Source organism: Bordetella pseudohinzii (assembly GCF_000657795.2).
Classification (GTDB): Bacteria; Pseudomonadota; Gammaproteobacteria; order Burkholderiales; family Burkholderiaceae_B; genus Bordetella; species Bordetella pseudohinzii.
The window spans coordinates 321,746-335,086 of the sequence record NZ_JHEP02000003.1; the positions used below are offsets into that span (position 1 = coordinate 321,746).

Genomic DNA, 13,341 nt, shown 5'->3' on the forward strand with positions numbered 1-13,341 from the left:
CATCTCCGATTCCGATCGGCGACGGCGGGGCGCGGTGTGGCAGGCGGCGGGGTGCCGGGTTGCGGGTCCATGTTCTCGAGGCAGGCCTGAAACCGTGCTGCGATGTCGTGGCGATATCGTTGGCGGTTATGGGCGGGGAAGCTTGATGCAGAAGAGTTTGGTTCTTACCGATGCTGATCGCGCGGCTATCAATGCGCGTGCGTGCCGGGAGCTCTTCATGGCTGTCTTGGCACAGGGGCTCATGGGACTCGTAGCGGCAGCAATCGCGGGGGTTGTTGCGGGAACGGCGGCGGCGACGTCGGCGTTATTGGGAGCGGGGGCGTATTTCTTGCCCAATGCATTGTTTGCATTGCGCTTGCTGATAAACGTCGTCAAGTCTGTCCGGCCCAATCCGTTGACTTTCTTCCTTGGCGAAATGTTCAAGCTGCTCATGACGGCCTTGCTGTTGTGGCTGATCTGGCACTACACCCAGGCCTGGCTGGTCTGGCCGGCGGTGCTGCTGGGCTTGATCCTGACGCTCAAGGGCTACCTCCTGCTGTTGATGTTTCGCAAGCTGTCTTAGCGCAATTAACAATCGTGCACACCGTTTCGCAAGAGGCGGCGCACAGCAAACAGGGTAGGATTTCACATGGCTGCAGCCAGTGGCGCGTCGCCTCAGTCCGAGTACATCCAGCACCACCTGGTGCACCTGAACAACCTGGGCGAGAAGCAATCCGTCATCGCCCAGTTCAACGTCATCAACTATGACTCGTTGTTCTGGTCCATCCTCATGGGTCTGCTCGTCGTCTTTTTCCTGTGGCTGGCCGCGCGCCGCGCCACTTCGGGCGTGCCGGGCCGCTTCCAGGGCTTTGTCGAGATGATCGTGGACATGGTCGACGACCAGGCCAAGGGCATCGTGCACAACGCCAAGAGCCGCCTGTTTGTCGCCCCGCTGGCCCTGACCGTGTTCCTCTGGATCATCCTGATGAACGCGCTGGACCTGCTGCCGGTCGACCTGCTGCCCTCGATCTGGCGCGCCACCGGCCTGGGCGCCCATCATGGCGACCCGCTGTACTACCACCGCATTCTCCCCACCGCCGACCTGAACGTGCCCATGGGCATGTCGCTGGGCGTGCTGCTGCTGATGTTCTATTACGGCATCAAGATCAAGCACCCGGGCGGCTTCGTCAAAGAATTGTTCACCGCGCCCTTCCATGCGCACGGCCTGGCGGCCGTCGTGCTGGCGCCCTTCAACCTGCTGCTCAACCTCATCGAGTACGCCGCCAAGTCGGTCTCGCTGGGCATGCGGTTGTTCGGCAACATGTTCGCCGGTGAGCTGGTCTTTATGCTGATCGCCCTGCTGGGTGGCGCCTGGACGGGCTTTAACGCCTCCAGCATCGGTTTGGGCATTGGGCATGTGTTGGCCGGTTCGGTGTGGGCAATCTTCCACATCCTGATCGTGCTGCTGCAGGCATTCATCTTCATGATGTTGACCCTGGTGTACATCGGTCAGGCTCACGAAGGTCATTGATCCCAATTTTCGGCGCACGCCATGGTGGCGGGCGCCGATGGCAAGGTTTTCTTGCATTCAAGTAGTACCCGTTTTCTAACATTTCTGACTTCAGATTTTTAACCAAGGAGTTGTCATGACCAACGTCGCTTTCGTTGCTCTCGCTTGCGGTCTCATCATCGGTCTGGGCGCTATCGGCGCTTGCATCGGTATCGCACTGATGGGCGGCAAGTACCTGGAAGCTTCGGCTCGTCAGCCCGAACTGATGAACGCGCTGCAAACCAAGATGTTCCTGCTGGCTGGTCTGATCGACGCGGCCTTCCTGATCGGCGTGGGTATCGCCATGCTGTTCGCCTTCGCCAACCCGTTCGTCGGCTAAAGGCCATGCCCGCCGGCGCGAGGCGGGCCCGCAGCTGGGCGTGGTACGCCCGGCAAGTATCGAGAGCTCCGTGCCGCCCCGCGTCGGGTAGCCGGAGCCGCAAGGTGTTAAAGGAACGACCGTGAATCTGAACGCGACGATCTTCTTCCAGATGCTCGTGTTCTTCGTTCTGGGCTGGTTCACGATGAAATTCGTGTGGCCGCCCCTGACGAAGGCGATCGATGAGCGCCGCCAAAAAATCGCCGACGGCCTTGCCGCCGCCGAGAAAGGGAAAGCCGACCTGGCCCAGGCCCAAGCGCGCGTCAGTCTGATCGAGGCTTCTGCCAAATCTGAAACCCACGCTCGCATTGTCGACGCTGAGAAGCAAGCTGCCGGCCTGATCGACCAAGCCCGCCGCGAAGCCGAAGCCGAGCGTGCGCGCATCGTGGCCCAGGCCGCCCAGGACGCCGCTCAGGAAGTTCAGCGTGCCCGTGATGCCCTGCGCGACGAAGTCGCCGCGCTGGCCGTCAAGGGTGCTGAACAGATCCTCAAGCGCGAGGTGGATGCCCGCGCCCATGCCGAGCTGCTCACCCAGCTCAAGGCGCAGCTTTAATCCGGGAACGTCATGGCTGAACTTTCCACTGTTGCCCGCCCCTACGCCGAAGCCTTGTTCGGCGCTGCGTGCGACGACAAGGCTGGCCTGGCCGCATGGGCCGACCTCGTCGGTGAACTGGCCCAGGTTGCCGCCAACCCCGATGTGCGCGAGGCGATGACCGATCCGCGCCTGGACGACGCCCAGCGCGGCCAGGTCTTCACCAGCCTGATCAAATCGCCGCTGCCGCAAGCCGCGCGCAATTTCATCGACCTGCTGGTGCAGAACGACCGGCTGTTGCTGCTGCCCGTCATCGCCACGCAATTTGTCGATTTGAAAAATCGCCACGAGGGCACGGCGCAGGCGGAAATCACCAGCGCGTTTGAAATGAGTGACGCTCAGGTCAACGAGCTCATCGCCGCGCTCGAAGTCAAATTCGGTCTCAAGCTCAAGCCGCGTGTCACCGTCGACCAGTCCCTGATCGGCGGCGTGCGCGTGGCCGTCGGAGACCAGGTGCTCGATACTTCCGTGAAAGCCCAACTGGCCCGCTTGCGCGATACGCTGGCCGCCTGACAAGGCACGCGAGACTAACAGGATTCCAGGAGTCAATATGCAACTCAATCCCTCCGAGATCAGCGAACTGCTCAAGAGCCGCATCGAGGGCCTGGGCGCTTCGACTGATGTTCGTACCCAAGGTACCGTCGTCTCCGTGACCGACGGTATTACCCGCATCCACGGTCTGTCCGACGTGATGCAGGGCGAAATGCTCGAATTTCCCAACAATGTTTTCGGTCTGGCTCTGAACCTCGAGCGCGACTCGGTCGGCGCCGTGATTCTGGGCGACTACACCGGCGTGTCCGAAGGCGACCAGGTCAAGACCACCGGCCGCATTCTCGAAGTGCCGGTCGGCCCCGAGCTCAAGGGCCGCGTGGTCAACACGCTGGGCATGCCCATCGACGGCAAGGGCCCGATCAACACCAAAGAAACCGACATCATCGAAAAAGTGGCGCCCGGCGTTATCGCCCGCCGCTCGGTGTCGCAGCCGCTGCAAACCGGCATCAAGGCTATCGACTCGATGGTTCCGATCGGCCGCGGCCAGCGCGAGCTGATCATCGGCGACCGCCAGACCGGCAAGACCGCCGTTGCTGTCGATACCATCATCAGCCAGAAGGGCAAGGGCGTCACCTGCGTGTACGTCGCCATCGGCCAGAAGGCATCGACCATCAACAACGTCGTGCGCAAGCTCGAAGAACACGGCGCGATGGAGTACACCATCGTCGTGGCCGCTTCGGCCTCGGACTCGGCCGCCATGCAATACCTGGCCGCCTACGCCGGTTGCACGATGGGCGAATACTTCCGCGATCGCGGCGAAGACGCCCTGATCATTTATGACGATCTGACCAAGCAAGCCTGGGCCTACCGCCAGGTCTCGCTGCTGCTGCGCCGTCCGCCGGGCCGCGAAGCCTACCCGGGCGACGTGTTCTACCTGCACTCGCGTCTGCTGGAGCGCGCCGCTCGCGTCAACGAAGAGTACGTCGAGAAGTTCACCAACGGCGCCGTCAAGGGCAAGACCGGCTCGCTGACCGCGCTGCCGATCATCGAAACCCAGGCCGGCGACGTTTCCGCCTTCGTTCCGACCAACGTGATCTCGATCACCGACGGCCAGATCTTCCTGGAAACCGACCTGTTCAACGCCGGTGTCCGTCCCGCCATCAACGCCGGTATCTCGGTGTCGCGCGTGGGTGGCGCTGCCCAGACCAAGGTCATCAAGAAGCTGTCGGGCGGTATCCGTACCGACCTGGCGCAGTACCGTGAACTGGCCGCCTTCGCGCAGTTCGCCTCCGACCTGGACGACGCGACCCGTCGCCAGCTCGAGCGCGGCAAGCGCGTGGTCGAACTGCTCAAGCAGCCGCAATACCAGCCGCTGCAAGTGTGGGAACTGGCCGTGTCGCTGTACACCGTGAACAACGGTTACCTGGATGACGTGGATGTGGCCCAGGTGCTGTCCTTCGAGAAGTCCTTCAAGGACCACCTCAAGGCCAAGCATGCCGCCCTGATCCAGCGCATCGAGGACACCAAGGAACTGTCCAAGGACGACGAAGCCGAATTGGCCTCGACGCTCCAGGATTTCAAGAAGCACGGTGCTTTTTAAGGCAAGTTCTGGCGTAGTGATGGGTTGACGCCCATCCTACGGTAGGGCGGGCGAGGCCAGGGGCCGGACCCGCCAGCCGTCTCAACAGGAAAGCGCAATGCCCGGAATCAAGGAAATCCGAACCAAGATCAAGAGCGTGCAGAACACGCGCAAGATCACCAAGGCGATGGAAATGGTCGCCGCATCCAAGATGCGCAAGGCGCAGGATCGGATGCGCGCGGGCCGTCCGTATGCCAACAAGGTGCGCGAGATCGCCGCGCATCTGATGCAGGCCAACCCCGAGTACAACCACCCCTATCTCCAGGAACGCGAGATCAAGGCGGTGGGCGTGGTGCTGGTCACCACGGACAAGGGTTTGTGCGGTGGCCTGAACACCAATATCAGCCGTCTTGCTCTGTCGCGCCTGAAGGACTTCGAAGCGCAGAACATCAAGGTGCAGTCGACTGCTTTCGGGAACAAGGGCCTGAGCCTGCTGACCCGTATCGGCGCCAAGCTGGTGTCCCAGGAAACCCAGTTGGGCGACAAGCCCGACCTGGACCGCCTGCTGGGTGCCATCAAGGTGCAGCTGGATGACTACCTCGAAGGCCGCATCGATGCGCTCTACGTGGCGACCACCCGCTTCGTCAACACGATGAAGCAGGAGCCGGTGTTCTTGCGCCTCTTGCCCTTGGCCTCTGGTTTGGACGATCCTTTCCAGTCGGGCGTGGAGCACCTGGAAGGCGCGGCTGAGATCAAATCTGACTACAGCTGGGACTATATCTACGAACCGGACGCCAAGAGCGTGATCGACGATTTGCTGCAACGCTACGTCGAAGGCCTTCTGTATCAGGCCGTGGCCGAGAATATGGCCTCGGAACAGTCCGCTCGTATGGTCGCCATGAAGGCGGCGTCGGACAACGCGAAGAAGGTCATCGGTGAACTGCAGCTGGTCTACAACAAGACCCGCCAAGCGGCGATCACCAAGGAAATTTCGGAAATCGTAGGGGGCGCTGCCGCGGTGTAAGCCGGGCAGTATCCCGTCAAAATATCAAGGAATCGACATGAGCAACGGAACCATCGTTCAGTGCATCGGTGCCGTGGTGGACATTCAGTTCCCCCGCGACGAAATGCCCAAGATCTACGAAGCGCTCACCCTGGCCGACGAGGGTTCCTCGTTCGCCGAGAAGGGCCTGACCTTCGAAGTGCAACAACAGCTCGGCGACGGCGTGGTCCGCACGATCGCCCTGGGCTCCAGCGACGGCCTGCGCCGTGGCATGTCCGTCAACCGCACCGGCGCCCCGATCTCGGTGCCGGTGGGTCACGGCACCCTGGGCCGCATCATGGACGTGCTGGGCCGTCCCATCGACGAAGCCGGCCCCATCCAGGCCGACGAAAAGCGCGCCATCCACCAGCACGCCCCGAAGTTCGACGAACTGTCGCCCTCGGTTGAGCTGCTCGAAACCGGCATCAAGGTGATTGACCTGGTGTGCCCGTTCGCCAAGGGCGGCAAGGTCGGCCTGTTCGGCGGCGCCGGCGTGGGCAAGACCGTCAACATGATGGAACTGATCAACAACATCGCCAAGCAGCACAGCGGCTTGTCGGTGTTTGCCGGCGTGGGCGAGCGTACCCGCGAAGGCAACGACTTCTACCACGAAATGGAAGAGTCGAACGTTCTGGACAAGGTCGCCATGGTGTTCGGTCAGATGAACGAACCCCCGGGCAACCGTCTGCGCGTGGCGCTGACCGGCCTGACCATGGCCGAGAAGTTCCGCGACGAAGGCCGCGACATTCTGTTCTTCGTGGACAACATCTACCGCTACACCCTGGCCGGCACCGAAGTGTCCGCCCTGCTGGGCCGTATGCCGTCGGCGGTGGGCTACCAGCCCACGCTGGCCGAAGAAATGGGCGTTCTGCAAGAGCGCATCACCTCGACCAAGACCGGCTCGATCACCTCCATCCAGGCCGTGTACGTGCCTGCCGATGACTTGACCGACCCGTCGCCCGCCACGACCTTCCAGCACTTGGACTCGACCGTGGTGCTGTCGCGTGACATCGCCGCCCTGGGTATCTACCCGGCCGTGGATCCGCTGGATTCCTCCAGCCGCCAGCTCGACCCGCAAATCGTCGGCGAAGAGCACTACCAGGTGGCCCGTGGCGTGCAGCAGACCCTGCAGCGCTACAAGGAACTGCGCGACATCATCGCGATTCTGGGCATGGACGAACTGTCGCCGGAAGACAAGCAGGCCGTGGCCCGCGCGCGTAAGATCCAGCGCTTCCTGTCGCAGCCTTTCCACGTGGCCGAAGTGTTCACGGGTTCGCCGGGCAAGTACGTGCCGCTGGCCGAAACCATCCGTGGCTTCAAGATGATCGTCGACGGCGAGTGCGATGCGCTGCCCGAGCAGGCCTTCTACATGGTCGGCACGATTGACGAAGCCTTCGAGAAGGCCAAGAAACTGCAATAAGGATCCATTATGGCAACCCTGCATGTTGATGTGGTCAGCGCAGAGGAATCGATCTTCACCGGCGAGGCGAAGTTCGTGGTCCTGCCTGGCGAGTCGGGTGAGCTGGGCATTCTGCCCGGCCACACCCCGCTCATTTCGCGCATCCGCCCCGGGACGGTCAAGATCGTCCGTGCCGACGAAGGCGAGGAAAACATCTTCGTCGCCGGGGGCATTCTGGAAGTGCAGCCCGGCAGCGTGACCGTGCTGGCCGATACGGCCATCCGTGCCGCCGACCTGGACGAGGCCCGTGCCCTGGCCGCGCGCGAAAAGGCCGAAGAGGCCCTGCGCAACGCCAAGGACCGCGAGGATATCGCCGTGGTCGAGGCCGAGCTGGCCATGCTGGCGGCCCAGGCCGCCGCGGCCCGCCGCCTGCGTCAAGGCCGCAATTCGCACTGAGCGCTGCGCGGACTGCGGAAAACAGCGGCCTTCGGGCCGCTTTTTTTTTGGCGGGTGCTTCGATCTTGTCGCGCGCAGTTGCCGCAATGCGGGGTTCGCGTCTGTTCCGGTGCGGGCCAAGTCGCGTAGCCTTTTTCCTCCCCGTACAAGAGAGGAGTTGCAATGCGCGAAACCTACGATTGCGCCCTGGTATTGGCGCCTGGGCATGGCACATGGCTGCATGACTGGATGCGCGGCATGGAGCGGCAGAGCCTGCGCAACGGCCATCCGCGGCTGTATCCCCAGGAGCCGGCCGGCGATCCGTCATGGCTGGCGTCCTCATGCCTGGCGCTGCGCCGCTTCGATGCCTGCCTGCTCCCCGTGGAATCCGCCACCCTGTCCTGGGTGAGGACCGCCCTGGCCGGCGCCCGGCAGCAGTTGCACACGCCCGTGCTGGCCCTGGCCCGCGATGTCGGCGCCGTCGCCCTGCGCGATCTGCTGCCGCTGGGGCTGGATGATTTTCTGCGGCCGGATTCGGCGGACGAGCTGCGGCTGCGCATCGCCCTGGCCGCGCGCAGGCGGGCGCGCGCCCAGCCTCCCGCGCTGGAGCCTGAAGAGGCCTGGGTCTACGATGTGCGCCGGGGCCGCTACGCGGACGCCGCCACCCTCCAAGAGCCGGCCGATCCCGCCGGCATGGTGGATGCCGCGCTGCTGGACACGCCTTTTGGCGCGGCCAAGGCCCGGGTCGTCGGGCATTTCGAGCGCACGTATCTGCATTGCAGCCTGGCGCGCCATGAGGGCAATGTCACCCAGGCGGCCCGGGCGGCAGCCAAGCACCGCCGCGCCTTCTGGGCCCTGATGCGCAAACATCGTATCCAGGCGGCCCCCTATCGCGAGCAAGCCCGGGAGCAGCGGCCGCGCATGGCCTAGTGCTGATGTGGTTCATCCGGGCCCGGTTCGAGGCGCCGTGCCTGCCACGCCGTCGCCACTCAGAGCGGGGCACTGGATGAACCCATCCCTGGCATGCTCGATCCCGTTGATTTGGACGGAATCCGAGCGCCGCGCTATGCCTGCCGGTTGGCCCAAATGCTGCCTGTCACGATAGGGCCGTCCCGATGGAAACTCGCTGCCGTGTTCAGCGGCAGGGGCAGGTTGACGGGCCCGTGGCCGAACAGATTGTCCGCCTTGAGCACGATCTTGTCCGCGGCGAACTGGTCGGCGAAACGCTGGACGATATCGTCGAACTGCTCCTGGATGGCAGGCGGATTCTCCTTGCCGCCCTGGGCGATGACGTCGCCAAAAATCACCCCTGCGCAGTCGCGGATCAGGGCTGAATAGGTCAAGCCCATGAGCTTTCGGGAAAAGCGGCCGGGATCATCGGCGACCGACTCCAGGAAGACAAAGGCATTGCGCGAATCCAAGGTCAGGCCAGGCGCGCCATTGAGCGCGGAGACCAGCAGCGAGTTGCCGCCCACGATCCGGGCGCTTGCCGCCGTCTTGTGGCGCGCCGTCGCGTTCAGCGGCCGAAACCGGTAGCGCACGACAGGCGTGGCGCCACTGAGCAAGGCCAGCGCGGTATCAATGCCATTGTGGTTCCAGCCTGGCGAAATATCCCCGTTTATCCCGAGCACCACCGAATGGATGGACGGAATGCCCAGATAGGCATTGGCATACAGATGCAAGGCTGTCACATCGGAATAGCCGAGTATGGGCTTGACCTTATGCGGCCTGGGGTAGCGCATCAGGGCGCGCAGCATGCTGGCTCCCCAACCGCCGCCGCCGATTGCCCAGATGGCCTTGGCGTCCGACGCGAAGGCCTCGTGGACAAAGCTTGCGCGCTTGGCGATGGTGTTGGCCTCGTCGAGCGGCACGGTGGGCTCGATCAAGTCATCGGGGATGTGGACCTTGAAAGGCGTGCGTGCGAAATAGGCCCGGATTTTCGCGTAGCGTTCTTGCGGATTGTCGATCGGAGAGGATGGCGCGATGACGCTGATCACGTCGCCCTCCTTGAGAAACTCCCAGGCTTGTGTCCCGGCGCGCGGCAGCGCTAGCGACGGAAAGGCCGCCAGCGCCAGCACCCGGCCGGACCGTTTCAGAAGGCAACGGCGGGTAATCATCGTGTCTCCCAGCTGATACACGAAGCCACTCTATCCAGCCGCCGGCATCCTGGCCGGCACGCATGCCCGATTTTCAGCTCCCGGGAATGCGTCCCTTGGCATCGGCCGGACGGCATCCCGCTGGCCAGCCCGTCAGATGCCGGGTCTTGACCCTTGACGGCCGGCGCCAGGGCAAGGCGCCGGCGCCGGGGGGGCGGTAGAATCATAGGCTGCCCATCATCCGAGGAAAGCCGTGTCCCTTGCCCTGAAGAACGATGTGTTCCTGCGCGCGCTGCTGCGCGAGCCTGTGCCCTATACGCCGATCTGGCTGATGCGCCAGGCGGGACGCTATCTGCCCGAATACCGCGACACGCGCGCCCGGGCCGGTTCTTTCATGGGCCTGGCCCAGAACACCGATTACGCCACCGAGGTGACGCTGCAGCCGCTGGAGCGTTATCCGCTGGACGCGGCCATCCTGTTTTCGGACATCCTGACGGTCCCTGACGCCATGGGCCTGGGGCTGGACTTTGCCATCGGAGAAGGCCCGCGTTTTGCCCGGCCCGTCCGCGACGAGGCCGATGTCGCCCGCCTGGCGGTGCCCGACATGGAGCGGCTGCGCTATGTGTTCGACGCCGTGAGCAGTATCCGGCGCGAGCTCGATGGCCGCGTGCCCTTGATCGGCTTTGCCGGCAGCCCCTGGACCATCGCCTGTTATATGGTCGAGGGCAAGGGCAGCGATGATTACCGCCAGATCAAGACCCTGATGTATTCGCGTCCAGATCTGCTGCACCGCATCCTGGAGGTCAACGCCGAGGCCACCCTGCGCTATCTCAATGCCCAGATCGATGCGGGCGCGCAGGCCGTGATGATCTTCGACAGCTGGGGCGGGGTGCTGGCCGATGGCCTCTACCAGGCGTTTTCATTGGCCTACACGCGCAAGGTCATCGCCGGCCTGCAGCGCGAGCGCGAAGGGCGCCGGGTGCCGGTGATCGCGTTCACCAAGGGCGGCGGCATGTGGCTGGAGGATATCGCGGCCAGCGGCTGCGATGCCGTGGGCCTGGACTGGACGGTCAACCTGGGCCAGGCGCGCGCGCGCGTGGGCGACCGGGTGGCCTTGCAGGGCAATCTGGACCCCATGACGTTGTTCGGCTCGGCCGAGGCCATCCGCGCCGAGGCGCGGCGCACGCTGGACAGTTTTGGCCCGGTCGGCCAGGGCGGACATGTGTTCAATCTGGGCCATGGGATTTCGCAGTTCACGCCGCCCGAAGCCGTCGGCGAATTGGTCGACGAAGTGCATCAATACAGCCGCGCCTTGCATGCAAAGTGAGTGGCCGCTAGCGTCGGAAACGGCGTATTCGGCCTGCCTCCGGCTTGAGTTGTGCACAGCAATGACAGCGCTGGGGAAAACCCCGAATTTCTCGTCACGGCAGTGTAAAATTCAAATAAGTCCATGAATTTAAATAATAATTTTATTGTTCTAGGACGGCTTGCCAAGTATGCCGGACGTGTGGCAGGACGGCATGGCAAGATTGCCAGGCCTTTTTCCCCAAAGTTATCCACAGGCTGCGGATTTTCTGCGCAATCTTCTCGGCATGTATTGCCTTTAGCATCATCTTCCAGAAACCACTTTAAGTTGGAACAACGTTTGACACCCTGCCATGCCGCGCCCGCGGGCGCCCGCGCAGCGCCGGAAGTTGCCCCGGACGGCCATGCTTGAGCCGGCCGCCGTGTGGGTCCGGGTGGCGCTGGACGTGCCCCTGCATGGGCCTTTCGACTATCGGCTGCCGCCCGGCATGGCCGCTTCGGCCGTGGTGCCCGGCAGCCGGGTGATCGTGCCGTTTGGCAGGCGCAAGCTGGTGGGCGTGGTGCTGGCGCTGCCGGCCGAGCCGGCCGTGGACCCTGCCCAGGTGCGGGATGTCGAGCAGTTGCTGGAAGATCTGCCGCCTTTCCCCGAAGATTGGATGCGTCTGGCGCAATTTGCCGCCGATTACTACCAGCGGCCGCTGGGCGAGGTGATGCTGCCCGTGTTGCCGCCGCCGCTGCGCAAGCCCAGCGCCTACCAGGGCAAGCGCTCGGGCGCCGGGCCGGTGGCGCGCCTGGACGCGCGCAAGCCGCGCCACGCCGCGCCGGCTCCGGTCTCGCCCGATACCGCGCCCGCCCTCAATGAAGAGCAAGCGGCCGCCGTGGCGGCGATCGCCGGCATTTCGGGCTTCAAGACCGTCCTGCTGCATGGCGTGACCGGCAGCGGCAAGACCGAGGTATATCTGCATGCCGCGCAAGCCGCCCTGGCGGCCGGGCGGCAGGTGTTGCTGCTGGTGCCCGAAATCAATCTGACGCCGCAGCTGGAGGCCGCGCTGCGCGCGCGGCTGGAGCACCTGGTCGGGCAGGACGGCGTGGCCGTGCTGCACAGCGGCCTGTCCGATGGCGAGCGCCTGCAGGCCTGGGCCCGGGTGCAGCGCGGCCAGGCGCGGATGCTGCTGGGCACGCGCATGGCCATCTTCGCGCCCATGCCCGATCTCGGCCTCATCGTGGTCGATGAAGAGCATGACGCCTCCTATAAGCAACAGGAAGGCCTGCGCTACTCGGCCCGCGATCTGGCGGTATGGCGCGGCCATGAGCGCGGGATTCCGGTGGTGCTGGGTTCGGCCACGCCGTCGCTGGAGAGCTGGCACCACGCCCAGCGGGGCCACTACCTGCGCCTGGCGCTGGCCAATCGCGCGCGGGCGGCCGAGCTGCCGCGCATGCGCCTGGTGGACACGCGGCGGCTGCCGCTCAAGCATGGGTTGTCGCCCCAGTTGATAGACGCCATCACCGAGCGCCTGGGGCGCGGCGAGCAGGCCCTGGTCTTCCTGAACCGGCGCGGCTATGCGCCGGTGCTGCATTGCGCCTCCTGCGGTTGGGTGACCCATTGCCCGCGCTGCTCGGCGTTTACGGTGCTGCATCGCGCGGGCGCGTCGGGCGGCTATCGCCTGCATTGCCATCATTGCGGCTACCAGGGGCCGGTGCCGCGCGCCTGTCCGGATTGCGGCGACCAGGATTTGCAGCCCATGGGTCGCGGCACCCAGCGCATCGAAGAGCATCTGGCCGAGATGTTTCCCCAGGCGCGCATTGCCCGCATCGATGCCGACAGCACGCGCCGCAAGGGCAGCGCGCAAGCCCTGTTCGCCGCCGTCCACGCGGGCGAGGTCGATATCCTGGTGGGCACGCAGATGGTGGCCAAGGGCCATGATTTTTCGCGGCTTGGACTGGTGGGCGTGCTCAACGCGGACGCCATGCTGTTCGCCCAGGATTTCCGGGCGCCGGAGCGTCTGTTCGCCCAGCTGATGCAGGTGGCCGGCCGCGCCGGCCGCCATGTGGGCGGCGGCGAGGTGCTGATCCAGACAGGCTATCCGGAGCAGCCGGTCTACCAGGCGCTGGTCCGCCACGACTACGCCGGTTTTGCGCGCCATTCGCTCGAAGAACGCGAAGTGACGGGTCTGCCGCCCTTTGCCTACCAGGCCCTGCTGACCTCCGAGGCGCGCGAAGTCGCCCAGGCGCTGGATTTTCTGCAAGCCGCCAGGCAGGCCGGCGCGGCCCTGAGCGAGGCGATTACACTCTACGATCCCGTGCCGCTGCGCATCGTGCGCGTTGCCAATGTGGAGCGCGCCCAACTGCTGGTCGAGAGCGCCAGCCGGCCGGCGCTGCAGGCTTTCCTGCCGCATTGGATGGACGCGATCGCGCCCCTGGCCGCCCAGGCCAGGGTGCGCTGGCAGCTGGAGGTCGATCCGCTGGAGATCTGACGCCTTGCCCGCCCGCCCCG

General features: G+C 64.6%; 13 protein-coding genes. 12 read left to right on the forward strand and 1 reads right to left on the reverse strand.

The features are described from left to right. Nucleotides 1-145: 145 nt before the first annotated feature. The 10 genes from L540_RS05880 (at nt 146) to L540_RS21735 (ending at nt 8,376) form a co-directional block, all read left to right on the forward strand. Nucleotides 146-562 carry an ATP synthase subunit I gene (locus L540_RS05880; protein ID WP_029577603.1) on the forward strand — a complete coding sequence of 139 codons (417 nt, stop codon included), beginning with the start codon at nt 146-148 and terminating at the stop codon, nt 560-562. 66 nt (nt 563-628) lie between these two features. After that, complete coding sequence (gene atpB, locus L540_RS05885) at nt 629-1,510, forward strand: F0F1 ATP synthase subunit A (protein WP_043210266.1); 882 nt, start codon at nt 629-631, stop codon at nt 1,508-1,510. Between the two features lie 115 nt (nt 1,511-1,625). Further along, nucleotides 1,626-1,868, forward strand: coding sequence for a F0F1 ATP synthase subunit C (gene atpE / locus L540_RS05890; RefSeq protein ID WP_003815363.1), 243 nt, complete (start codon nt 1,626-1,628; stop codon nt 1,866-1,868). 121 nt (nt 1,869-1,989) lie between these two features. After that, entirely contained in the window at nt 1,990-2,460 is a 471-nt protein-coding gene (locus tag L540_RS05895) for a F0F1 ATP synthase subunit B (RefSeq protein WP_043210264.1), read from the forward strand. A gap of 12 nt (nt 2,461-2,472) precedes the next feature. Next, complete coding sequence (locus L540_RS05900) at nt 2,473-3,012, forward strand: F0F1 ATP synthase subunit delta (RefSeq protein WP_043210261.1); 540 nt, start codon at nt 2,473-2,475, stop codon at nt 3,010-3,012. Between the two features lie 37 nt (nt 3,013-3,049). After that, entirely contained in the window at nt 3,050-4,591 is a 1,542-nt protein-coding gene (atpA, locus tag L540_RS05905; RefSeq protein ID WP_043210259.1) for a F0F1 ATP synthase subunit alpha, read from the forward strand. Nucleotides 4,592-4,688: 97 nt separating this feature from the next. After that, the gene (gene atpG, locus L540_RS05910; RefSeq protein WP_043210255.1) at nt 4,689-5,594 is read left to right on the forward strand and encodes a F0F1 ATP synthase subunit gamma; all 906 of its coding nucleotides are present in this window, start codon (nt 4,689-4,691) and stop codon (nt 5,592-5,594) included. Between the two features lie 37 nt (nt 5,595-5,631). Further along, complete coding sequence (atpD, locus tag L540_RS05915) at nt 5,632-7,032, forward strand: F0F1 ATP synthase subunit beta (protein ID WP_043210253.1); 1,401 nt, start codon at nt 5,632-5,634, stop codon at nt 7,030-7,032. 9 nt (nt 7,033-7,041) lie between these two features. Continuing rightward, complete coding sequence (locus L540_RS05920; RefSeq protein ID WP_043210251.1) at nt 7,042-7,467, forward strand: F0F1 ATP synthase subunit epsilon; 426 nt, start codon at nt 7,042-7,044, stop codon at nt 7,465-7,467. Nucleotides 7,468-7,629: 162 nt separating this feature from the next. Further along, nucleotides 7,630-8,376 (forward strand): hypothetical protein, encoded by a 747-nt coding sequence (locus L540_RS21735; protein ID WP_197085638.1) that lies wholly within the window; start codon nt 7,630-7,632, stop codon nt 8,374-8,376. Between the two features lie 134 nt (nt 8,377-8,510). Here L540_RS21735 and L540_RS05930 read toward each other — a convergent pair whose 3' ends face one another. Further along, a complete protein-coding gene (locus tag L540_RS05930) occupies nt 8,511-9,584 on the reverse strand; it encodes an LD-carboxypeptidase (protein ID WP_197085639.1) in 1,074 nt (357 codons plus the stop codon). Between the two features lie 211 nt (nt 9,585-9,795). On the opposite strand from L540_RS05930, the gene hemE reads away from it, so the two are divergent. Continuing rightward, on the forward strand, nt 9,796-10,869 hold the full coding sequence (gene hemE, locus L540_RS05935) for a uroporphyrinogen decarboxylase (RefSeq protein WP_043210249.1): 1,074 nt from the start codon (nt 9,796-9,798) through the stop codon (nt 10,867-10,869). A 382-nt stretch (nt 10,870-11,251) separates the two neighbouring features. Then, nucleotides 11,252-13,321: a primosomal protein N' gene (locus L540_RS05940; RefSeq protein ID WP_043210246.1), complete on the forward strand. Its 2,070-nt coding sequence runs from the start codon at nt 11,252-11,254 to the stop codon at nt 13,319-13,321. Nucleotides 13,322-13,341 lie beyond the last annotated feature (20 nt).